A 23,448-nucleotide genomic window follows, 5' to 3' on the forward strand; every position below is an offset into this window, starting at 1 on the left:
GATGTAAATAATTTATAAAATAAGCACGGGTTTGTTTTTGAGTTTTTTGTTTTTCCTTCCACCTAAACAGCAGCTTTGCCATGAACAAGCATTACTTACTAATTGGTTTGCTGTTGGGGATAACTCTAGACAGCTTTGCCCAAAGCCCGACTTCAGAAATTCAAGCAGAAAAAGTAATGTCCGCTGATGGCTCACCGGCACTCATCACTTTTAGTGGACTAGGAAAACATTATGAGGCTACAGAGGCACCCAAAGCACTACGGGAACAGCTTGCGCTTTCCCAGGACGAGCAAATGGTGCGCACAAAAGTTGAAACCGATGCGCTGGGTTTCATGCACGAAAAGTACCAGCAGTACTATCGTGGAATCAAGGTAGAGCACGCCGTTTATTCAGTACATACTAAAGCCGGTGAGATTGAAAGTTTGTCGGGCAAAGTTCGCCATCTTGGCCAAGTAGCTACTGCACCAAAAATCTCGGCTGCTGTTGCTCTGGAACGAGCCCTAACTTTTGTCGGCGCGAAAGAATATATGTGGCAGCTTCCAGGGGAGGAAGCGGCGTTGAAGCAACTACAAAATAATCCCACTGCCACGTATAAACCTCAGGGCGAGTTGGTATTTGTGGCAGACGCGGGCAGCCGAGAATCAAAAAAACCAAAAATAGTTCTTGCTTGGAAGTTTGATATCTATGCGCACGAGCCACTTAGCCACGCTTATCTGTACGTTGATGCTCAGACCGGTGCTGTAGTGCTGCTAGATGCCATTATGAAGGCTATCGCAGCACCTTTTGCTACCAGATATAGTGGTGCCCGTACCGTAGAAACCGATGTGAACCCTAGCGGAGGCTATCGGTTACGGGACATGACGCGAGGCGCTGGGATTGTTACGCTGAATACTCAACGCGTAGCCTTTCTATCGGGGGCAGTTGATTTTGTTGATAATGATAATAGTTGGACAGCCGCAGAGTATAATAATGCAAACTTGGATAACGCCGCTGGTGACGCGCATTTAGGCGCGGAATCCTCTTTTGACTATTGGCGAAATGTTCACAACCGTAACAGTTGGGACAATAATGGTGGCCAACTCCGCAGCTACGTTCATTATGGCAGCGGAGTAAGTAATTCATTTTGGGACGGTAATCAATTGCTTTATGGTGACGGTAACGCAAATACTGGGCCTTGGACCTCACTCGATATAACCGCCCACGAAATAGGCCACGCAGTATGTCAGGCTACGGCCGGCTTAGTATATAATAGCGAGTCAGGAGCTTTGAATGAAGGATTTTCCGACATCTGGGGTGCTTGCGTCGAGCAATACACTACTGCTGCTTTAGGCTTGACAAAATCAACCTGGCTGATTGGAGAAGATTTTACAAATGGCTCAGCACTGCGCTCCATGAGCGACCCAAAATCAAAAGGTCAGCCAGCTTATTATGGGGGTCAAAATTGGGTAAGTGACCCTGGCTCTTACGACGCAAATAATGACTATGGTGGCGTACACGCCAACAGTGGAGTCCTAAACCATTGGTTTTACATTGTGAGCCAAGGAGAAACTGCTACTAATGAAGGAGGTAATCGCTACTCAGTATCAGGCATTGGCATTGCTTCAGCAGCGCGCATTGCGTATCTAGCAGAATCTGCGTATCTAGTTCCAGGTAGCCCTTATGCTGATGCTCGCACATTTACCATAAGGGCAGCCCAGGATTTATTTGGCAGTTGCTCGCCCGAAGTAACTGCGGTAACTGATGCTTGGTATGCGGTGGGCATTGGCTCCGAATTTCCGAAGCAGTATATCCTGTCGGGTCCTAATCAGGTCTGCACTGGCACTACTGCTACGTTCACGGCCAGTGGAAACGCTAACGTAACCTGGCGGGCTGAACCGGCTAGCTTTTTTACCAATCCTTCGGGTTCAGGTAGCCAGTTCTCTACGTCGGCCGTGTCGGGCGCGCAAGGTGCGGCCACTATTACGCTAACCTACTGCGGAGGAACAACTGTCAAATCAATACGAGTTGGGCCCGGCGAAGTCTCTGGCTATTTTTATGGTGGTGGCCAGGGAAATACAATCCTGCAAACCGTGCAATTCGTCTCACCAGGTGAATTCAGTATATTTCTTAATGGGCCATATAGTTTCACGCTTACTTCTAGTTCTTCATCAGTACCCCTGCGTAATAACGTAGGTAGCAGCGCCTCTTTTTCTTTGACAACGGCTCAGGGGGGAGTAACTATTCGGGCTACCTCATCGCAGCCAGATTGCGGGTTAGCTAGCAACTTTACTTTTGCAATCAGGAGAACTACCTATAGTTACACCGCTACCCCTAATCCAGCTAATTCCGAACTCACTGTCATAGCAGTAGACCCGGATAGCCCCACCGTCACTGATGGCTCAAATACTGAGCCCTACGACGCTGACCTATACGATACCTACGGTAAGAAAGTAAAAACACGGCATAGTGACCATGGGAAAGCAGTCCTTGAGATACAAGACTTACCCGAAGGTCTATATAACTTAAGGATAGGCACGGGTAAAAACATTTATTCTGAGCACATCCAAATAAAGCACTAGAACGAATTTCAAGTTAGTGTACAGGCTATCCTACCTTAGGTCAATGAAAGCCTATTCGACAGACCTGCGCGAACGCGTGGCCGCAGCAGTAGGGCAGGCGCACCATTAGCGAGGTCGCGGCGCAATTAAGCGTATCAGATTCGTTTGTGCGCAAATTGCGGCGCCAGCGCACCAGCGGTTCGCTAGCCTCATTGCCGCACCGTAGCGGGCCGGCACGTGCCTAAACTCGGCCGCCCAGGCACAGGTAGTGGCCTGCTTGGGCCAAGAGCCGGATGCCACGCTGGCGGAACTGTGCACGTGGTTGGCATTGGTTAAAAGTTTAGTACAAAAGATACTGTGATAAAAGGGTTGCCTATCGGGCCACTTTTTTTACTTTTGCGTCTCCTAAGGAGAGCCTTCGGGTTCATCCTGCATAGCCTCGGTCCATTTAGGTGGCCGGGGCTATTTTTTGACTGACTTGGTGAGCGAGCTGATAGCAAGGGTCGTAGGGCCGGTCATTTTTCCAGAGGGAGTAGCAGAGCACCAGTAATTTACGCATGACGGCAATGACACCCGGCTTTCCACTGGGGTGCCGCGCCCGTAAGCGGGTGTAAAAAGCTATCTGCTGGGGATTATACCGCAAGCTGCTTAGGGCCGGTAGGTAGAGGGCCGTGCGTAGACGCACATTACCACGCTTGGAAATGCGGGTGGCATGGGCCGCAAGGCCACTTTGCCGTTGCACTACGTCCAGGCCGGCATAGGAAGCGAGTTGGCGCTCGTTTTCCACTAGCACGAAGCCGCTGGTTTCGGCGACCACGATAATGGCGGTCGTCAGGCCGATACCCGAAATACTGGTTAGCTGGGCCAGCTTGCGGGCTAGCTCCGGTTCGGCGGCCAGGAGCTCAGCCAGGTCCTGGTCGAGCGCAGTTAAGTGCTGGACAAGGAGTTGGTGCTGCGCCGCCAGGCGGGCTAGCGTCCGCTTATCCGGCTGATAGCTATGCTGGTAGGCGTGGGCACGGGCTTTGAGCTGGGCTCCTTGCTTGGTCAGCACCTGCCGCTCCCGGGCCAGCGCCCGCAACTGGCGCAATGCGGCGGTCGGTGGCTGCCAGGCCGGCAGGCTGCGTTCCAAGCCCAGCCGAGCGAGTAGGCGAGCGTCCAACTGGTCCGTTTTATTCTTCAACTCGGTGCTACGCGCAAAATGCTTTACTTTGTTAGGCAGCAATACACTGAGCAACTGCTGCTTGTCAGCTAGAAAGTAAGCCAATTCCTCGTAGTAGACGCCCGTGGCTTCCACCACAAACCAGAGCGGAACCGCGGCCTGCTGCTGGCGAGCAACCCAGCTGAGCAGGGCAGCAAAGCCCGCAGCCGTATTTTCAAAGGTGGTTTCTTTGCCGAAGCTCAGCTGCTGCTGGAGGTCTAGCCGACCCAAACAGGCGACAAACGAGCTTTTAGCAATGTCAATCCCCACCACATACTTTAGCGGCGGGCTCACGGGCTTTACGAAAGGCATGGGGCAAGCGTATAGTAGGTGAAACCATCAGCCAGACAGGGTTTTGCCACAACTATTCTCGTACAAATACGGGATGCTTGCCCACGGCCTAGCTCCCTCCATACTGTGCAGTCTTCGGGCAAAACGGAAGCAGGGCACGCTTTCTTTTGAGCAACGTCGAGGCCGCAGCTTCGCGTTTAGTTAAACGTGGTGCCCCTGCTTCCTGCTCCGGCTACCTTTCGCTGAAAGGCATGACAATCATACGAGTTAATCGGGATGGGTAGCTGTGTGCTCCCAGTTGAAAGCCAACAGGGCCTCTACATCGAAGCGGAGCGAGTCCTTGAGGGCGGTCAAATTGGGGTTGCGTTAGTAATTGGACAAAGAATTACGGCAAGCAGCTATAATTTTGATTAACAGTACTTTTTAGCACTTCTCGGCTTGCTGATTCTGCGGTTTGCCTTGGTTAATAGGTTTGCCCAGCCTCGCGTTGCACACCGGACAGGGAGCACGAAAACGAGCTTTTTCGGGTACTAGCTACTTCCTCCCTCTTCTGGGCTTTTAGCCCGGCAAAATGAGGTATCCGAAACCCATAGCGGCAATCAAAGTACCCGTTAGGCCTCTTTTACGGCTTTCTGGTACCCTGAACCACGTATACCGACCCGAGCAACCGGTAAAGCGACCAGCCACGTTGGGCAGAGTACTTCTTCAAGTGGTGCTTCCCACGCTTAAAGTCGAAGGCTGATTTCGCCTGTTTACCGCCTTATTGTAATTCTTTGTCCATTTACTAACGCAACCCCATCACGCGCATGGGTGGCGGCTTGATTCGCAGCAAGCTATTTATGTGCAGCTTTTCCGCTAAAAAGGCGAATGCGTCCTGCAAAGCCCTATATGACCGTCTCGTAGCGAAAGGCAAGAACGGGAAGCTGGCCTTGATTACTGTGTGTAACAAACTCCTCAAGCAGGCCTGTGCCATCGTCAAATCCGGCATCCCCTATCAACCCGATTTTACAAGAATTTCTGCCTGAGAACTTGCTTTTAAACACAGTTCATTTTATCTCCCCGCTGCTACGAAAAGGCCTTCACTTGCTCAATCAGAGCGGCCACTGGTAGATAATCCTGCTACGCATCCACGGGCAGACCAAACGCCGCTACCTTTCTCACCTGCCCTGAACTAGTTAAAGCAGTCGGGCATTTATAGCGAATAGCTTAGCCAGCGCAGGCGTTACGTTTTTAATCAGGGCATGCGCCGGATTGCCTGCAACGGGGTCGTGAACGCACGGGCACCTGTTATCCAACGGCACTTTCGCCGAGAGAATGGCCCCCGTGTGTGTGCTGCGGTTGGCGATGGCTTGCTCCAAAGTAGTCAAGCCCAGAATATCAACCGAAAGCCCGTCTTCCCCACTGCGCATCTTGAACGCCGCGCTGGTAGGGCGACGAACCCCGTCGGGGGTTATCTTAAAAAACTGAGGTTGTAAGATGATTCTTCGCAGCAATTCATCTTCTGGGGTAATTTGATGCAAAGGCATTAAAGAGCAACTTGTTGCGGAGGGTCTATGAAATGCCGTAAAGCAACGAATAGGGAGGGGTAAGTGCCGATTATTGACCCATCGGGATTGAACAGCAAATAATCCTGCGACCCATTGGGATGGACTTCAATTTCCATCGAGGCACTGTCGCGGTCCAGTTCCACCTGCACGCCGCCATCCCGCATAGGAAAAACGTGTACGCTCACCGCTGGCGCGTAAACCAGTTGCAGCGAAAGAGCATTGAGCAGCTGACGGGCCTGTGCAATAGCGCCCTCCGCAATCGGTAGGGCCCCATACGTATCCCAATCGTAAGCCAAGTCTTTAAAGGAATTCACCTGTGTCAGCAGCTTCGGAACGACTAGTCCCAAACCCATAGCGGGCTTCCGAACGCTTTTAGTGGCCAATGTTTCCAGACTTTCGAAGAGCGCGAACTTGTTGTTGATACCCCGGGCATTTTTTCGGCTGGTTCGTTCGTTGCGCACGAATTCATCTGCGTCCATCAGCCACATCTTAATCCCTTGTACCGCCCCCTTCTCACCCCGGGGAATGGCCTTGCGCATCGTCATCACGTGTGGTTCCATATCGTATCGCTGCTTAAGCTGCCCGAAACTCGTACGAGCCTAATTTTAGAATCATTGTCAATACGAGAAAGGCATTTTCCACGCCGTATTCGTCGTCGTCCATCAAGCCGTGGGCCACGCGGTTACGCAAATTATAGCCCGCTTTCTCGCTAAGAAAAAACTTAATAAAGAACCGGTCTTCCTCTTCTAGTTTGCCCTTCAAGTCAGCGAGCAGCTCATCCAGAAGCTTTTCCATGATGACCTCCGTGCCCTCGCGCAACTTAAAGGTCGGCAATTTTAGCTGCACGCAGATGTAGCGCAGGATGTACTCCACTTTCAAGGTCAGCGAATCCGTACTGGCAATAAAATCGGGCTCATAGTCGTGGTCGGCCCACCAGCGGTCCAGCTCCTGGAAAAGTAGGCGCACGCCCGACATGACCAAGCGCAACGGCTGCGTTTGGGATTGCTGCCCACTCGATTCGACCATCCGGGGAGCTCCCAGCCAGCTGCGCTGCAGGAATTCTTCAATGGCCGCGGCGGTCAGCTTCTGTGCCTTGAAGGCTTCGAGCATCAGCTTTACCAGGGTTTGGGTAGAAAGCTGCGCGAGCAGGCTGTACGTATTTAAAAACTGAAACTGCTCTTTCTCCTCTTCCGAGTAAAAGGTCTGCACCGTGTTGCCGTGCTTATCCTCTAAACTTTTCGGCAACATGTCCATAAAGGCGCTGCGCTGGCTCTGGGCGGCTTCCGTCACGGCATCCAGGGTCTGGAACATGGGAGTCAGACACAGTTCGGCGATAATGCCTTGGGCATTCCGGTTGCGCACAATTTCATCGATGTACTCCATCAAGGCCCGCGTGGCCTCGTCGGGCATTTGCGTGCGCGTCTGGGTCAGGGCAAAGCGCGTACGCAGGCGCTGGTACTCCTGCTCCATGCGATGGCTGTTTGCTTGGTCTTTCAATTGACGGTAAATGCGCAGCGCCCGCTCGGTAAACGTGACGGCCGTCATGTTGTGCTGGGCCTCGGCCTCCCGGGCCAGTGCTTCCAGTTGCTGGGCCTGGAACAACGACCACCGCCCCCGGTCGCGCTGCGCCTTGCCCGCCAGCTCGGATGCCTCCGCTGCCAACTCAATTGCGCCGTGCCGATAGGTCTGCGCCAACTGGTGAACACCCCGCCAATCCTGCTCCAGCACCGCATCGGCCTGCTCCGGACCGGTTAGCACCCTAAAATGCTCCGTGAATAGCTGTGTGATGGACGAAAGCACCAAAAGGGTGGAACGGTCGGCCAGTGACCAAGTAGTGTGAACACCGACCAGGTAAGTGACAATTTCGCCTAACAACTGGGCGACGCTGCTGTCATTTTTACGCGTATTGGCTAGTTGAAAGGCTTTGCGCAACGCTTCAATGCCGTGCAGGGCATAATGAGCCCTCTCACTACCTACCCTGTGCTTTTCCATGTAGGAAGCCCCTAGTCTGAATAGGGTAGCCGCTAATTCCCGGACCTCCTCATTGGTCCGCAAGCGCTTCCGCAAATACAAAAACAGGCCGTATTCGCTCTTGAGATAGCCATTGGGAGTAGCCTGATAGCGGAAGCGCACATAGTCGTATTCGGCATCACCATACCCAGAAGTATCCGGCCAGCCAAACTCGTGCTCTACTCCTTGCTCATCTTTCTGGGTACCACTAATATGAAAGCCGACTCCTTTGTCAAGTTGCTTGCTGGCCGCCAGCACTTCCTGCTCAATGCGCGCCAACCGGGCATTTACCGGGTCGCCGCCGGTATCCAACTGCACCGCTAACTCCCCCAATCGCGACGTAATGGCGTGGTTGTCGCGCACATCCTCGCTGGCGGTATCGATGTAGCTAAGGTAATTTTGAAGGTCTTGCATTGAATGGTATTACCGAGACTTCAACAACAACATTACAACTGGAATTGCTCCCATTACGCTACGCTGCGCGCAATCTTCAGCATGGCAGCCGGCGAGTCGCCAAACTTGCACAGCGCCTCGCAGTGCTGGCGCAGCTCCGAGAACAGGATGTAGTGAATAGTCGCGCCGGCCGCTCGGATGGCTGGCCGCGAAAGCTGGGCCTGCACTTCCTTCTCACGGGCGTCGGGCACCACTAGGTACAGCGCCGTCTCGTGCTCAGGCATGGAGAACGCTAGGTCCGTCAGCCGCAGAATACCGCTGTAGATGCTGGTACTTTTCTCGACCTCGAAGGCGGCCACCACCCGGTTAGTACCGGGCGCGAACCACACGATATCAATCAGGCGGATGGTGCTGGCTACCTCGGCGGGCACCGGTAGCTCGGGGTGTTGGTCGAGGCAGAGAAACGAGAGCTTCTGCCCCCCGCAGAGCCGGTTGCGGTCGTTAATGGCCGTCGTGACGTCGCAGCCCAGCGCCTTGCCAATCCGCAACAGGTGGTGCTGCATCTCGGTGTGCTGATTTTCCTCCTGGGCCTCAGTCTGCACCTCTTTATGCCGCTTCTGGGCCTGCTGCTGATACTTATCGCGGTCCTCGTCGGTGGCAAACTGCTGGTCCCCGGCAATCATCTTTTTCACGCCTACGTCGAACAGCAAGCCGCTCAGCGCGCCGTAGTCCAGGCTCAGGTGCTGGCGGTGCTCCTGGTTGAGGTCACGCAGCCGGTCGCGCATCCGCAGGTACTCGGACCAGGAACCCAGCTTGATTTTCTCGCCGAACAAGGCGTTGAAGCCGTTAACGATGGCCGTATTGCAGGGCGGCATCAGGGTCGGATGCAGGAAGTAGAGGATGCTGGCCACGGCCGGGCCGAGCCCCTTGATTTTGCGGCGGTCCAGAATATCAATTTCGCGCAGCAGCTGCTGCTCCGTGGTGGCGGCCAGGCAGCTTTCCAGGAATTGGCCGAAGGCCCGCTTGTTATCCTCGTGCTCGTAGATGTCGGGGATGCGCAGCTTGGGCTTCCAGTAGAAGGGATGCGCCGCGCCCTGAAACACCTGCTTCTGCTCGCTGATGACGCTGAGCACGAATTCGAGCGAAGTGCCCTTGAAATCATTGCCGAAGCTGCCCGCCTTGATGTCTTTCACCACCTGCTGCACCCCGCGCCGGATGGAGCGAAACGCCTTCAGGCGCTCCTCGTTGTTGATGAACCAGGTGTTGTAAACGGACTCGGAATCAGCTTTGTAGGACTGGATGAGGGGCAGCAAATGTTCGGACATACAGTGGGGAAAAAAGCTATAAGCGCCAAGACTGTCAGAAGTTTGCCAGTAGCGAAGAGCACGCAATCAGTATGGCAAAATTACCTGCGCTCGGATGTCCTCCACGAATCAGTCTTAAGAGGTTAGTTGATAAGCAAAAGTACCTGCCTAACCAGTGTCTGCCAATTGGCTATAGGTAAGTGAGCTGATATAGCATCTGTCAATAGATTTTTCTAAATAGTTCTTTAAAAATCAACAATAAATCTTGTAATATTAATATAATTATGGTGTAAAACGAGTTGATTAGTTAGGGTTATGAGCTAGTGTACCCTTCGCCAACAGGCAAAACTATTTAACTCTTTTACCCATGAAAAACCTTTTGCTCATTCCCAAAGCCCTAGCGGTGGCGCTAATTGCCAGTCCACTACTTCTCACCAGTTGTGACAAGACCAAAACGGAAGACCCTACTCCCCAAGTCACTACTAACGGGACCTCTACCAGTAATCTCTCGGCTGAAGACAAGCAAAAGAACGCTGCCTTCGATAAGGAGATTAGTCGCATCATCTCCCAAATGGAACAGGATATGAAAAAGGTCCAGAATAGCTACACGAAGGACCCAGATGTGGACTTTGCCCATTTAACTATCGTGCATCACGATGCGGGAATTGCCATGGCGCAGACGGAATTGACGTATGGCCATCACGACGAAGCTAAAAAGCTGGCGGAAAGCTCCATCAGGTCGCAGAAATCCAGCAAGCAGCGCCTGACGGACTTTTTAGCTAGCCACGGAACGCCCGAGCCCGCGTTTACGGAGGAGTTTGCCGCCTTCCGGAAAGAGATGGATGCCGCCATTGCCGACATGATTGAGCATATGCGCTCATCTCCCAATACTCTCGACGTGGATTACGACTTCGCCGAGGTGTTCAAGCGTCACCACCAGGGTATCGTGAAAATGTCGAGCATTGAAGTAGAATTCGGTGACGATGACCCGGTAACTGACGAGGGCAAAATGATAATTCGCGACCAGGGCCAGGAAGTAATTGAGTTATCCCAGTTCATCAACAAGCATGGGTATCCGCGCTAGTACATTGTAAGCGCGCTGGGTTCATTAACTGTTCCTAATCGAACCGCTTCCAGGCAGAATACCAGGGTAGGAAGGGGCAGTTAGAAAAGCACTTCTAACTGCCCCTTCCTACCCTGGTATTCTGCTTCTGAAGTAGTAGGCTAGTCCCTGGCGGCTTGCCATTTCGTAGCGCTTCTGAGCAGCCAGAGCTATTCAGAAGCGAAACCAAACCTTATTACTTACTTACTTATGGCCACGCTTGAATACTCAGAGACTTATGAGTTATCTCCCTACAGGTTGGTTTGCATGAAATGGCCAAAAGTCTCACTGTACTTTCCCCAAGACCCTTCTCACTCTGAAATAAATTCCCTAGCTACTCTCCACTGAAGGCCGCTGGTATGCATTGAGTGGACCATCCCCTAGAAGAAGATGCTGGCGTTGAGCTTCAGGTAGAAGGGGGTGCCGGGGGTGAAGTGCAACTCGTCCTTGCCCTCGGCCGGCTCGCCCGGCAGCCGGGTCAGGGTGGCGAACTGGGCCTGGTTCCATTCCACGTTAAGCAGATTTTCCACGGTCGCCCCCAACTGGTAGCGCGGCCGGGTGTAGGCCAGCACGGCATCAAACAGGAAGTAGCCGCGGGCCGTGATGCTGCCGTCGTCGTTGGCGGGCCGGGAGTCAATGTGGCGGTAGCGCAGGCTGCCGCTGAGCCCGCGCGGCTCCTTGTATGTGAGCCCGCCGATGGTGGTGAAGGTGGGGGCCAGGGGGATGTAGTTCTGGCCTTCGGGCGCGTCGGTCTGGCGGCCGTGGCTGTAGTTCACGTCGGTGTCCAGAAACAGACGCGGGCTGAGCTGGTAGCGCACGGCCAGGTCCAGGCCGTAGCGCTGGGTGGGGCCGGCGCTTTCGGTTACGCCTTCGTCACCGGCGTACACCAGCTCGTCCTGCAGGGTTAGCCCCCACAGCGCGGCGTTCACCACCAGGCTGGGCACAGGCTTGAACGTGCTTCCTACCTCGTAGCCCAGGGCGCGGGGCAGCACGTTGGCATCGGCAGCGCCGCGAATCACGGCCCGGGCGTCGTTGGAGTGGAACCCGAAGCCCGAGCGGGCGAACAGCTGCACGGTGGGCGTGAGCTGGTAGTACAGGTTCAGCTTCGGCGAGATGCGCGCCCGGGTCCGCCGGCCGTTGAGGGGAATAAAGGGGCCGCTCGCCGAATCCTTGCGCTCGCCGCGAAAGTCGAACACGAACACATCGGCCCGCACGGCTGCGTTCACGGTCAGGCGTTCGGTAAGGGTCAAGGTTTCGTCCAGGTAAGCGTTCAGATTCTGCTCGTAGAGTCGGCCCACGGTGGTGGTGTCCGTAATCCGGCGCTTCACGGCGTTGCGCAAGCTCAAGCCCGCATCATCAATGCGGGTGCCCGCCCCAAAGGTGGTATGCAGGGTCTTGGCCCCGAGTTGGGCGTCGCGGTCGTAGGTGCCGGTGTAGCCGTAGATGTTGCGCCCGGAGTCAGTGTGGTTGATTTCGTCGCCCACCAGCGGGTCCGGGTGTTTGAGGAAGAAGGTAAAGTTGGAGAACAGGCTGAAGTGGTAGTTGGTGTAGTACACCTGCTGGCGCAGCACAGCGTCGTGCTTGAGGGCCGTGGTCAGGATGGCGTAGGCGTTGGTACGGTCGGTACGGCCGCCTTCGCTGTTGTCGATGCTGCCGAAGCGGGAAATCAGGCCGCGCTCCACGCCGCGCTCGGGCACCTGGCCACTGGCGTCCCAATTCGAGTTGAAGTGCGAGCCAAGCAGGGTCAGCGACGTGTTGTCCGACAGCTGCCCGGTGTACTTGAGCATGCCATTGAATCGCTTGAAGCGCTGCGGGGCATCGAAGTAGGAATTAGTGAAATAGTACTCGGCCGCCGCGTAAGCACTCTCGGCTTTTTTGCTCAGCAGGTGCTTGCCCTGCGGAATCAAGTCCAGCATCACCAGGGCCCGGCGGGTGTCGAACTGGCCCACTTCCACCTTCACCTGGCTGTGGTCGAGGCGCGTTTTGGTGAGAAACTCGCCGGCCCCGGAAGTCGCAAAGTCGCCGAAGCGCGCCGTATAGGGCCCTTTGTACACTTTCAATTGCTCCACCGTTTCGGGAATGACGAAGTGGAAGTCGGCGTAGCCCTGGCCGTGGGCGTGGCTCACCATGTTCACCGGCAGCCCGTCGATGCTCACGGCGAAGTCGGTGCCGTGGTCTGAGTCGAAGCCCCGCAGAAAAATCTGCTCGGCCTTGCCGCCGCCCGCGTGCTGGGCGATGAAGAGGCCCGGCACCAGGCGCAGCAGGTCCTGGGCCGAGTTCAGGGGCCGCAACACCTGGTCGATGTGCGAAATGGCGGCCAGGCTCTGGTTGGGGTCACAAGGCTGGCTCACGGTTACCTCCGAAAGGCTAAGCACAGCCGTCGGCATCGCCACCGTGAGGCGCTTGGTTTCACCGGCGGCCAGGGTCACGGGCAGGGCCTGGGCGCGGTAGCCCAGCGCGCCGACACGCAGCGTGTAGGTGCCCGTTTCGATGCCGCCGAGCTTGAAGTTGCCTTGGGCATCCGTGGTGGTGCCCCCGGGCTGGCCTTGCAGGCCCACGCTCGCGCCTTCCATCGGCTGGTTGGAAAGCGAGTCGGTCACGGTGCCGCGCAGCGTGGCCGTGCCCTGCGCCCGCGCGCCGCCCAGGTTAAAAAGCAACAGGAAAAGCGCGGCACCAACGAAGCGCAAATGTGGAAACGAAGAGAAAAAAAGATTCATCGGGTAAGGCAAGAGAAGGTGAGTGCCTACCCAGCGGGCCATAGCTCGACCAGCCGCGGTATTAAGGGCACGAAATGAGGGGAGTAGTAGGGAAGCGCAGCCCGGTTAAAAATTGGCCTTGCTCCGGCAAGCCGCCCAGCATTGAGCGCGGTGGTGCGCCCGGTCTCGGGCCGGGCCGGCGTGCGGCCAGCGGGGGCTGGTGGCGACTGCAGTCACGGGAAGTCCTTTGACATCGCCCAGGGCGATGGAGCCAAAAGCCGAGCGGCCCACGGCCGGCAGCTGTACGCGGGAAGCACCGCCCGCAGCACCCGCTGCGGGAATAAAAGGGTAAGCCAGAAAATGCATAAACCGTCGGAATAGCGACGCGGGCCCGGGCGCATCGGCTCAGCGGGCAACGTCAGGTAGCGGATAAAACGAAAAGGCCCGACCACTATGGGTTCGGCACCACCCGGGCCGCTTGGGCCCGACTCGACTTATCCCCGACGGGGCGGCAACTCAATTTGGCCTCCGTAGCCCACCGGCGCACCGGCCGTGAAGGCAGTGGAATGGGTCAACACCCGGGGAAAGGCCGCCGTCGCCACAACGGCCACGCTTTGGGGCAGGCAGTGCGAATCCAGCCCCTTGAAAGTAGTCAGCAGCTGCGTGAGCGGCAGGCGCTGCCCGTACTTTTTCACCGTGTACTGCACCCCGTTGCAGTCATCGAAGCACGCCAGCCGCAACTGGTGCTTTAACTGGCAGTCCGGGCTGTGCACGTAGTTATAGGGCCGGTCAATCACCCGAGCCGACCGTTCCACCAGCCCCGCCCCAACTACCAGCAGGTAGTTGAGCAGCAACAGCAGAACGAGATAGGAACGGGCCATGAGGGCAAAGGTGCGGCAAAGAAATACGTGGCTAACCCAACTACGTGAAAAAAGGAACCCTTGGATTAGTATTCCCCCGGCGCAAATAAGAATAAATTTCCGCTAAGGTCGCGCTACCTGGAGGCATCGCCCGCCAGCGGTTACATCTGGCCGTTGGCCATGTTCATCCCGGGCATGGGTGCCATCGGTGCCCCCGGACGCATAGACAGGTCGCCGTAGCGGTTGGCCACGTAATAGCCAGCGGCCAGCAGGAGCAGCGTGAGCACGGTAACAGCCGCCTTGCGTGCCCCCGAATTGGGGCCGTGGCTCATATCCATGCCGGCCATGGCGCCGCCCGCGGCTGGCGCTGCTTTCTTGCTCATGGCCTGATGGTCCATGCCCGCGTGCTCCATGCCAGCCATTGACATTCCTGACATGGTATCTTGCGCCGGGATTGGACTAGGTTCGGCGGCCAGGCCATGGCTCATGCCAGCCATGGCCAGCGGGGGAGAGGCTGATAGCGCTGACCCCGGAGTTTCTTCGGTCGGCGCTCCACTTTTACCCAGCGCCCGCTCGGTGTCCATGCCGTGCTTGTGCTTGTTTTTGACGAGCCAGTAATTCACCAGGTAGGCCACAATGGCCCACACTATAGTAGCCAGGAACATAACGCCCCAAAAGAGAGGGGTATCGGGCTCCATCGCCCCCATGTCGTGGGTCATAAGCAGCACCATGGTCGGAATCATGTCGGCCATAACGGCATTCATGCTCAGCCATTCCGGCAAGAAGGACTGCTTAACCGCTTGCAGGTAGCTTACGCCCAGCATGCCTTTCATAAACAGGGCCTGAAACACCAGGAGGCCAGACAGGAAGCCAGCAAGGTACTCCACCCAGATATCCAGGCCCATGGGCAACCGAAAAAAGCTCGTCACGATGGCTGCCGCGATGATGCCCGTGGCGTCGCCGGCCAAACAGTGAATCGTGGAGCCGACGGTCTGCTTCCAGAGGGGCGCCACGAACTGCTCATGGGTACCCGGCGCGGGCTCCCGGCAGGAAATCCAATAAATCAGCAGCCCTACCGGCCCGGTGTAGAGTGCCACCAGCACTCAGCCCCACTTCATCACCTTCATTTCCGGGGTGCGGGCAAATAGGTCCCAGGCCACGTAGGCCACGGATAGGGCCGTGAAGGCAAACTAAATCCACAACAGGTACTCGGGAAACAGCGGGGTATTTATCGGGTGCATTGCAAGTGTTTTTAAGGTAGTGTGAGCGCTGGTCCGGCTTGCTTAGCGCGGCAGCACTACGCCCAACTGCAGGCATTCGGCATTATCCAGCGCCATGAGGAGCAGAAAGCCCACGGCCCATACCCGCGTCACGGGCGGCAGCAGCATGAAGGCGTAGTTGTCCATGGCCCAGTAGGTGTACAGCGGATGAAAATTGATGCTGCACCGGTTGGGGTCAAACATCGGCGTGGCCAGTACGTCGTCCACGTCGAGCAGCAAGGCGGCGGCCAAAATCAGCCAGGTCCGCTGCCAGCGGGGACGGTAAAAAAGCAGGGCCACCACACCGGGCACCAGCAAGTGCAGAAAAGCGTGCACCATCCGCTGGAACAATGAAATGAAAGGAGTTGAAAGCAGAAGAGCGGCCCAATAGAGCCGCTCTTCTTTCTTATGGGACAAATGCCTACTTAGAACTTCTTGTTTTTCAGCAGCCAGGCCTGGAATTGCTTGATTTCCATTTTTTGGTCATCAATGATATTTTGCGCTAGCGTCTTGGTTGTATTCTCCCGCCCGTATTTAAGTTCGAGGTCTGAATTTTCAATGGCGCTCATGTGGTGGTCCACCATGAGTTGAGCGTAGTCGTAGTCCGTGTTGCCGGTTAGCGGGCGCAGGTCATTGGACTCGTCCATACGCATCATGTTCTCGTCCTGCTTCATGAAAAACTCCGGGATGAACGGCGCGTGGGGCGCGTGTGACGCTTTAAAGGCGTTGAACTGCGTGATTTCGGATTGCTGCTTGGCAATGATGCTCGTGGCCAAGGCCCGCATCTCGGTGTCCTTGCCGTTTTTCAACTCTTCGTTGGCCATGTTAATAGCTCCCTGGTGGTGCATCACCATCATCATGGCAAAATCGTTGTCGGGGTCGTTAGTGGCCGTCATCATGCTCATGTCTTTCATCATGTTGTGCATGATGGTCATCAGCGCGCTTTGGTCGTGGGCCTGCACTTGCAGGCCGGTGGGGGAGGTGTTATCCTTTTTACAGGAAGTAAGTGCGCCAAAGGCCAGCAGGGCAGCAAATAGCGGAAAACGAATGGAACGTAGCATGTAGTTAGCAGTAGTTAATTTTGACCAATGACCCTTCGCGGTCACCTGTACAAACGATGAATGCTTCGGCCAGGTTTGCACACCATTCCTCCCATTTGTTGTAAAGTTTCCAGCTTTACGTCAGGTCGTGCAGGCTACGGCGCCCCGCGCTGCCGGGCCCCATGGCTTGAAATTCGGACGGTGTCAGGCCCGTTATCTGCCGGAACTGGTTGGTCAGGTGGGCCGCGCTGCTGTAGCCCAGCTGCCGGGCCACCTCGGTTACTTTCGCGTCCTGGTAGCTGAGTAGCTCCTTGGCCCGCTCCACCTTCTGGCGAATGATGTACTTTTCCAGCGTCAGCCCCTCGCGCACCGAAAACTGATGGGACAGGTACGCGTAGGACCGGCCCACCCGCTCGCTGATGAAATGGGAGTACGTGTGAAACGGCTGCAGCTCGGCCGGCGTGTAGTGAATGAGCTCCACCACCACGGCCTTTACCTCTTCCACCAGCTGGTCGCGCGGGTCCTCGACCAGCGCAAAGCCATAGGCTTGCAGGGCACTTTGCACCTCTTCTTCGTCCACGGGTCCGCCGTCGGGCATGCGTACGTTGGCGGCTCCTAAGGCGACGTTGTCCACTACCAGGCCGGCCCTCTCCAGCTCGCGCTGCACCACGCGCAGGCAGCGGGGGCACACCATGTTGCGGATGGAAAGGCGCACGCTCCCGGCTGCGGGGGCCGGCAGGATGGAAGAGGCGGACTGCGGCATCGTCATCATTTTACGACCAGGCTTCCCCGCAGCATATGCATGCCGCAGGTGAACTCAAAGGTACCGGCTTGCTGGGGCAAAAACTCAATGGCCGTGGTTTTAAACGGGGCCAGGTCCCGCCGGATGTTGAAGTCGGGTAGCAGCAGCTCCTCGGAGCAGCTGTTTTCCTCGTCGCGGTAGAAATTCAGCTGCACGGGCTTGCCGTGCTCCACCTCAATGACGTTGGGCGAGTAGCCACCTTTCACCACGATGTCGACCTGTTGCACGCCCGCCGACGAAGACACGGCCGCGGCCACCCGGTGGGGCGCCAAAAAGAAAAACCAGCCGACAAACGCCAGCAGACCCACGCCCACTACCGTTACGATTATTTGAGTAGTATCCATTAGAATGAGTATAAGAGGGAAAATTGGTGCTCCGGAGTTACGCCGAATGCTTGTAGCCGCGCAGGCGCAGCGAGTTGGTGAGCACCGACACCGAGCTCAGGGCCATGGCCGCCGCTGCGAGCATGGGCGAGAGCAGCCAGCCCGTAAACGGGTAGAGCAGCCCGGCCGCGATGGGAATGCCCAGCGTGTTGTAAACGAAAGCGAAGAACAGGTTCTGCTTGATGGTGCGCATGGTTTGGCGCGAGAGGTCAATGGCCGTCACCACGCCCTGCAGGTCGGAGCGCATGAGCGTGATGCCGGCTGCTTCCATGGCCACGTCGGTGCCGCCGCCCATGGCCAAGCCGATGTCGGCTTGGGCCAAGGCCGGCGCGTCGTTGATGCCGTCACCGACCATGGCCACCACGCGGCCCTCGGCCTGCAGTTCCTTCACCTTGACGGCTTTGTCGGCCGGTAGCACCTCGGCAAAGTAGCGCTTAATGCCCACCTGCTCGGCGACCTTGGCAGCCGTCTGCTGGTTGTCGCCGGTCATCATCACCACTTCAATGCCGTCCGCCTGCATCGCCTGAATGGCTGCCCGGCTGGACTCACGCACCGTATCGGCTACCCCAATCAGGGCGGCCACGTGCCCCCCGATGGCGGCGTAGAGCACCGTTTTGGCCTGGCTCAGCAGCTGCATGGCCTGCTGCTCCGTGTCGGTGGAAAGCACCACGTTGTGCTCGCTGAGCAGGCGCCGGTTGCCGAGCAGAATCACCTGCCCGTCCACCGTAGCGCCGGCTCCGCGGCCTTCGTAGGCCTGAAAAGCGGTAGCGGTCAGCCGCGAACCACCCTGGGTATCGGCGTAGCGAACCACGGCCTCGGCCAGCGGGTGCTCGCTCTGCCGCTCCACGGCTGCCAGCAGGGGCAGCAGGTGCGCCGGGGTGTCGCCGTTAGTGGTCAGGAAGTCGGTCACGCTGGGCTCCCCGCGGGTAATGGTCCCGGTTTTGTCCAGCAAAACGGTAGTTACCTTTTCGGCTTTTTCCAGCGCCTCGGCGTTGCGAATCAGTACGCCATGTTCGGCCCCTTTGCCGGTGCCCACCATGATAGCCGTGGGCGTGGCCAGCCCGAGCGCGCAGGGACAAGCAATAATGAGCACGGCCACGAAGCCCACCAGCGCCAACGGCACGCGGCTGGCCTCGGGAGCCAAGTCAAACCACACCACAAACGTAGCAATGGCAATCATGATGACTACGGGCACGAAGACGGCGCTGACCTTGTCGGCCAGCTGCTGAATGGGGGCACGGCTGCCCTGGGCTTCCTCCACCAGCTTCACAATCTGGGACAGCATAGTTTCGGCGCCCACCTTGCTCACGCGAAAGCGGAAAGAACCCGTTTTGTTGAGCGTGGCCCCGAATACGTTGTCGCCCGCTTTCTTTTCCACCGGCAGACTTTCGCCGGTCAGCATGCTTTCGTCCACGGCGGAATTGCCGGTAAGAATCGTGCCGTCAGTGGCCACTTTTTCGCCGGGGCGCACCACCACTTCATCTCCCACCACTACCTGCTCGATGGGCAGGTCTACTTCCTGACCGTTGCGTACCACGCGGGCCATTCGGGCCTGCAGGCCCATCAGGGCTTTGATGGCGGCCGAGGTTTTCGACTTGGCCCGGCTTTCGAGCACCTTGCCCAGCAGAATCAGGGCGATGATAGTGGCCGTGGTGTCGTAGTAGACCTCTGGCATCAGGCCGTGCTGCATGAACCAATGCGGAATCAGCGTCGCGGCCAGGCTGTAGAGGAAGGCGGCGCCGGTGCCCACCGCAATCAGGGTGTCCATGCTGGCGGTGCGGTGCGTCAGGCCGTTCCAGGCCGACACGTAGAACTCGCGGCCGCTGTAGAGCAGCACGGGCAGGGTAAGGGCCAATAGCACATAGTTTAAAACCGGCGTGGAGATGCGGCTCATCATGGCGGGCCAGAGCATAAGCATGCTCAGGGGCATAATGACTACGGCTAGCGCCACGGCCACCTGAAAGCGGCGCTTCAGGGTCTGATAAGCGGCGGCCTTGCGGGCATCCAGCTCCTCGTCGGAAGCCAGCACGTTGGCGGCCACGGCCGGGCTGGACTCGTGCACGCCGTAGCCGGCCTGCTCCACGGCAGCTTTGAGGCCGGCCCGGTCCACCTGGCCCGGCAGGTATTCAATGGTCGCCTTTTCGCTAGCCAGGTTCACGGTGGCGCTTTTGACGCCGGGCGTGCGGCTCAGGGCCTTTTCCACGAAGTTGGAACAGGAGGCACAGGTCATGCCCTCGATGTTGAGAGTGGCCGTTTCGGTGCCGGCAGTGGGCGCCGGGGGCGGCCCCATGGGCACTAGTGGCGCCGACTGGTGATGATGGGTGGTTTCCATTGGAAGAATGATTCAGAGAAAGCCGCGCAAAAGCGGGCGGCTGGCAAAACAACATCTTATAAACTCCTAATGGCAGGCAATAGATGTGTAGAATTGAGCTTAGCGCTTGCAACATTTGAGCATCCGGCCAGCGTCGCTCATCAAGTGTACACGATTACCTTTCAGGACTTGTAATATTTCCAGTCTTTAAACGCAAAGTCTCGAATTGCAGGGGGAGGGTGATGAAAAGCTAAGGGCCTCATTTCGCTTAAAACCTGGCTTTTTACCAAGGAATAATGTCTGTAAGGTAGAAAGCTGACTTTCCCTACCCAGACCAACCCGGTGCTTACCTTTTAAACCTTTCGAATACTTTTGTCGTTGCCTCGTACCAATGTTCCGACTCAAAACCCATTCCCGACGCGTGATGGCGGCCTCCTTGCTGGTGGTCTTTCTCAACGTGTTCTTTGGGCAGGTCGTCTGCGCGCTGGCCATGCCAGCGACGCCAGCCGTCGGACATCAGCACGAGCACCCGGCCGGTACGCCGGCGCACGAGCACAAGGCCCCGCACGACCACGGGACACCTCATTCCCACGGGAAAAACCTCGGTGCTCTTGCTGAGCACCAGCACCATGATAGCAAAACCCCGGGTTCGCACCAACACGGTTCCAAAGGGGCCTGCTGCCAGGACGATGCCGCCGCCGTGTGGGCTTCGCTGGCCCACCCGCCAAAAGCCGGCATCGAAAAAATGACGTTTATGCCGGTGGCTTTGCCCCCGGCCCCGCTGGCCCTGGTGGTCCGCTTTCAACAATGGGACCGTACGCGGCCCGTGCTGCTGGTGGCTCGCCGGCAGCTAAAACCAAAAATACCCGACATCCGCATCTTCATTCAGTCACTGACTGTCTGATTGCTCCGACGCGCTAAGGCTCGCGCCGGCACAGCTATGCTGTGTCCGGGGCGAGCCTTTTCGTTTGCCCGTCGCGCCGCCTAAGTCGGCTATTCCTCCCCCTCCATCTTCCGGGTTTACCCCTGCTCCGCAGTGAAAGATTGTTGCGAACCGGCCGCCGGCCCGCCACCCCGTGGACCGTTGCGCCGCCTACTCACGGGCCTGCTCTACGCCGTACTGGCCGTCGCCCTAAGCTTCGTGCTCTGGCAACAAATCCAGGCCTGAGCCGCCGCCGGGGTCGCCGATGCTGGCGGCCCATTTTCTCACCCTTACCCCATTTTATGTTTCGCTTACCTGTTTCCCTGCTGGCTATCGCCAGCTTATTAACCATGGCTAGCTGCTCGTCCGACTCCACGTCGAGCAGCGCCACCAATACCGTGACCACGCCCACCGATGGGCCTGCGGCCGGCACGGCGGACCACGCCAGTGGCCATACCTACGCCTGCCCCATGCACCCCGAGGTCACGAGTACCAAGGAAGGAGAAAAGTGCCCTAAGTGCGGCATGACGCTGGTGCACAACGACCACGTGGCCAACGGCAAGTTTTACGCCATGAAGTTTGAGCCCACGCCCATGCAGCTGACCGCCGGCCAGCCCGCGCAGCTGGTCTTTACGCCGCAGGAGGTGGGCAACGAGGCCGCCCCCGTGCCGCTGGCGGTGGTGCACGAGAAGAAGATTCACCTCATCATCGTGAGCAAGGACCTGGGCCAGTTCTACCACGAGCACCCCGAATTTACCGCCCAAGGCAATTACAAAGTAAACTACACTTTTCCCAAGGGCGGCGACTACGTGCTGTTTCAGGACTACACGCCCACCGGCTCGGGCCACCAGCTGGGCCGTCAGCCCATCTCAGTAAAGGGCCCGACCTACTCGCCGGTGAAGTTCAAGAACGACGACATGCAGTGGACGCAGGATGGTTACTCGGCCACCCTGGCGTTTGACAAGCCCCTGAACACCGGCCAGCTGCTGGGCATGAAAATCACCATCAACAAGGATGGGAAGCCCGTGACCGACCTCGACAACTACCTCGGCGCCCTGGGCCACGTGGTGGTCATCAGCGAGGACACTGAGCGCTACCTGCACGTGCACCCCAACGAGCAGGCCGACAAGGGCCCGGCCATCGGCTTCAACACCAACTTCGAGAAGCCCGGCCTGTACCGCGTCTTCCTGCAGTTCAACCACGACGGGCAGATTCACACCGGCGACTTCACCATCAACGTGGCGGGCCCTGCCGCCTAGTTTTTAAAGGTCTTTGCGATAATGAACACGCTTGTCCTGCTGCTTGCCGCTGGCGGCACCCTGCTTCTACCAGGCTGCGGGGCAGACACGCCCCCCGCGCAACGGGTACCGGCCCGTCGCCTGGCCGCCCTGCCGCCCCCCGCCGCCCCCAATCTGGCCGCGCACGAGAGCGACTCGGCCTCGCTGGAAGACGTGCAGCGGCAAGTGCTTAGCCAGCTCAACCGGGACCCGCTGGTGGGCAACGTGGGCCATGACTTTGCTCACCTAGTCGCGATTTACGAGCGCAGCATCCAGGCTGGCGCCGAGCGGGAGTTGCGCACTGGCCAGCATCCGGGCCTGCTCCAGCTGGCTGCCGCCGTGCGTGGCCGGGCGCTGGCACTGGGTGCCGCCGCCGAGCGCTTGGCGCAGGACCTGCACGGCCGGGCCCGCAACTATGCGCCTGATGACTTCAGCGACCCGTTCACGCGCGGCGTGCGCGAATCGCTGAAGGTGTCGATGCGGGCGCACGCGGCGGCGGCACTGCCCGACCACGACTTTGCGGCCCTGCTGGCGGGCCAGCGGCAAAGCGTCGCCGCCATCGCCCGTGCGGCCCTAGCTACGGGCCGGCTGCCCGCAGCGGGCCAGGCGCTGGCCCGGCAGGTGCTCGCCCCGCGCCCCGCCGAGACCCAGCTGCTGCAAAGCGTGCTCAGAAAGCGTCATCCTGCTCAATAACCTGCTCATTTCAAGATTTTCCCAGCCTTTCCCAACCCATTTTTTCACTTCACCCAATCCCAGTTCCATGAAAAGCACCCTGTTTCTTTCGGCTACCCTGACGGCCGCGTTGCTCAGCGCCTGCGGCGACAACAAAACGGCCACGGAGTCCACGACGGCTACCACCGAATCTTCGTCCCCGGCCGCGACCGATTCGGCAAAAATGAGTGGCCAGATGGACGGCATGAGCAGCTCTGAGGCAACAAGCTCGGCCGCGACGGGCTCGCTGACCGGCGCCATGGCCAAGATGATGCAGCAAATGAATGCCGGCAAGCCCATTGGCAACACCGACCACGACTTCTCCCACATGATGATTGCCCACCACCAAGGCGCCATTGACATGTCGGAAGTGGAACTGCGCGACGGCAAAGACGCCACGCTCAAAGCCATGGCGCAGAAAACCATCGACGACCAGAAAAAAGAGCAGAAAGATTTTGACAAGGCCGCCGACCGCCTCGACGGCGCCGCCAAGAACTACACGCCCAAAGACTCCAACGACAAGTTCCAGGCCGGCATGGACGAAGGCATGAAGGTGCAGATGCAGCCCATGACGCCTTCCGGCAACACGGACATGGATTACGCCATGATGATGGTGACCCACCACAAGGCGGCCGTGGCCATGAGCAAGACCGAAGTCGCTAGCGGCCAGGACCCCGAGGTCAAGAAAATGGCCCAGATGGGCATCGACAAGCAGACCAAGGAAATCCAGCAGTTCAATGACTGGATGGCCAAGAACGGCATGAAGATGTAACCCGGCCCGCCTTTCTCTTGTCCATTTTTCTTA

At 57.7% G+C, this 23,448-nt stretch carries 19 protein-coding genes; 6 read left to right on the forward strand and 13 right to left on the reverse strand.

Annotation, left to right across the window (positions count from 1 at the left end):
* Positions 1 to 80: 80 nt before the first annotated feature.
* Positions 81 to 2,558: a M4 family metallopeptidase gene (locus E4631_RS19955; RefSeq protein WP_133658877.1), complete on the forward strand. Its 2,478-nt coding sequence runs from the start codon at positions 81 to 83 to the stop codon at positions 2,556 to 2,558.
* 427 nt (positions 2,559 to 2,985) lie between these two features.
* Here E4631_RS19955 and E4631_RS19960 read toward each other — a convergent pair whose 3' ends face one another.
* The 5 genes from E4631_RS19960 to E4631_RS19980 all read right to left on the reverse strand — a co-directional run bounded on the left by E4631_RS19960 (position 2,986) and on the right by E4631_RS19980 (position 9,301).
* Positions 2,986 to 4,047 (reverse strand): IS110 family transposase, encoded by a 1,062-nt coding sequence (locus tag E4631_RS19960; protein WP_133658876.1) that lies wholly within the window; start codon positions 4,045 to 4,047, stop codon positions 2,986 to 2,988.
* 1,154 nt (positions 4,048 to 5,201) lie between these two features.
* Positions 5,202 to 5,546 carry a hypothetical protein gene (locus E4631_RS19965; RefSeq protein ID WP_133658875.1) on the reverse strand — a complete coding sequence of 115 codons (345 nt, stop codon included), beginning with the start codon at positions 5,544 to 5,546 and terminating at the stop codon, positions 5,202 to 5,204.
* 5 nt (positions 5,547 to 5,551) lie between these two features.
* Positions 5,552 to 6,133, reverse strand: a complete 582-nt coding sequence (locus tag E4631_RS19970; RefSeq protein ID WP_133658874.1) for a hypothetical protein — start codon at positions 6,131 to 6,133, stop codon at positions 5,552 to 5,554.
* Between the two features lie 13 nt (positions 6,134 to 6,146).
* Positions 6,147 to 7,997, reverse strand: a complete 1,851-nt coding sequence (locus tag E4631_RS19975) for a DUF4209 domain-containing protein (RefSeq protein ID WP_133658873.1) — start codon at positions 7,995 to 7,997, stop codon at positions 6,147 to 6,149.
* Positions 7,998 to 8,050: 53 nt separating this feature from the next.
* Positions 8,051 to 9,301, reverse strand: coding sequence for a hypothetical protein (locus E4631_RS19980; protein WP_133658872.1), 1,251 nt, complete (start codon positions 9,299 to 9,301; stop codon positions 8,051 to 8,053).
* A gap of 346 nt (positions 9,302 to 9,647) precedes the next feature.
* Here E4631_RS19980 and E4631_RS19985 point away from each other — a divergent pair, with 346 nt between their 5' ends.
* Positions 9,648 to 10,364 (forward strand): DUF305 domain-containing protein, encoded by a 717-nt coding sequence (locus tag E4631_RS19985; protein WP_133658871.1) that lies wholly within the window; start codon positions 9,648 to 9,650, stop codon positions 10,362 to 10,364.
* Positions 10,365 to 10,762: 398 nt separating this feature from the next.
* On the opposite strand, the gene E4631_RS19990 is transcribed toward E4631_RS19985, so the two are convergent.
* The 8 genes from E4631_RS19990 to E4631_RS20025 all read right to left on the reverse strand — a co-directional run bounded on the left by E4631_RS19990 (position 10,763) and on the right by E4631_RS20025 (position 19,754).
* Entirely contained in the window at positions 10,763 to 13,099 is a 2,337-nt protein-coding gene (locus E4631_RS19990) for a TonB-dependent receptor (protein ID WP_166648186.1), read from the reverse strand.
* A gap of 473 nt (positions 13,100 to 13,572) precedes the next feature.
* Positions 13,573 to 13,959 (reverse strand): hypothetical protein, encoded by a 387-nt coding sequence (locus E4631_RS19995; protein WP_133658869.1) that lies wholly within the window; start codon positions 13,957 to 13,959, stop codon positions 13,573 to 13,575.
* Between the two features lie 140 nt (positions 13,960 to 14,099).
* A complete protein-coding gene (locus E4631_RS20000; RefSeq protein WP_205704278.1) occupies positions 14,100 to 15,035 on the reverse strand; it encodes a DUF4396 domain-containing protein in 936 nt (311 codons plus the stop codon).
* A gap of 186 nt (positions 15,036 to 15,221) precedes the next feature.
* A complete protein-coding gene (locus E4631_RS20005) occupies positions 15,222 to 15,536 on the reverse strand; it encodes a DUF6122 family protein (RefSeq protein WP_133658868.1) in 315 nt (104 codons plus the stop codon).
* Between the two features lie 86 nt (positions 15,537 to 15,622).
* Positions 15,623 to 16,258 (reverse strand): DUF305 domain-containing protein, encoded by a 636-nt coding sequence (locus E4631_RS20010; protein WP_133658867.1) that lies wholly within the window; start codon positions 16,256 to 16,258, stop codon positions 15,623 to 15,625.
* Positions 16,259 to 16,373: 115 nt separating this feature from the next.
* Entirely contained in the window at positions 16,374 to 17,000 is a 627-nt protein-coding gene (locus E4631_RS20015; RefSeq protein WP_133658866.1) for an AraC family transcriptional regulator, read from the reverse strand.
* A 5-nt stretch (positions 17,001 to 17,005) separates the two neighbouring features.
* On the reverse strand, positions 17,006 to 17,383 hold the full coding sequence (locus tag E4631_RS20020; protein WP_133658865.1) for a cupredoxin domain-containing protein: 378 nt from the start codon (positions 17,381 to 17,383) through the stop codon (positions 17,006 to 17,008).
* A 37-nt stretch (positions 17,384 to 17,420) separates the two neighbouring features.
* Complete coding sequence (locus E4631_RS20025; RefSeq protein WP_166648185.1) at positions 17,421 to 19,754, reverse strand: cation-translocating P-type ATPase; 2,334 nt, start codon at positions 19,752 to 19,754, stop codon at positions 17,421 to 17,423.
* Positions 19,755 to 20,124: 370 nt separating this feature from the next.
* Here E4631_RS20025 and E4631_RS20030 point away from each other — a divergent pair, with 370 nt between their 5' ends.
* The 4 genes from E4631_RS20030 to E4631_RS20045 all read left to right on the forward strand — a co-directional run bounded on the left by E4631_RS20030 (position 20,125) and on the right by E4631_RS20045 (position 23,415).
* Positions 20,125 to 20,637, forward strand: coding sequence for a hypothetical protein (locus tag E4631_RS20030; RefSeq protein ID WP_133658864.1), 513 nt, complete (start codon positions 20,125 to 20,127; stop codon positions 20,635 to 20,637).
* Positions 20,638 to 20,957: 320 nt separating this feature from the next.
* Entirely contained in the window at positions 20,958 to 21,914 is a 957-nt protein-coding gene (locus E4631_RS20035; protein ID WP_133658863.1) for a heavy metal-binding domain-containing protein, read from the forward strand.
* A gap of 21 nt (positions 21,915 to 21,935) precedes the next feature.
* The gene (locus tag E4631_RS20040) at positions 21,936 to 22,625 is read left to right on the forward strand and encodes a hypothetical protein (protein ID WP_133658862.1); all 690 of its coding nucleotides are present in this window, start codon (positions 21,936 to 21,938) and stop codon (positions 22,623 to 22,625) included.
* A 67-nt stretch (positions 22,626 to 22,692) separates the two neighbouring features.
* A complete protein-coding gene (locus E4631_RS20045; protein ID WP_133658861.1) occupies positions 22,693 to 23,415 on the forward strand; it encodes a DUF305 domain-containing protein in 723 nt (240 codons plus the stop codon).
* Positions 23,416 to 23,448: the final 33 nt, after the last annotated feature.

The organism is Hymenobacter sp. UV11, assembly GCF_004684095.1.
GTDB lineage: Bacteria > Bacteroidota > Bacteroidia > Cytophagales > Hymenobacteraceae > Hymenobacter.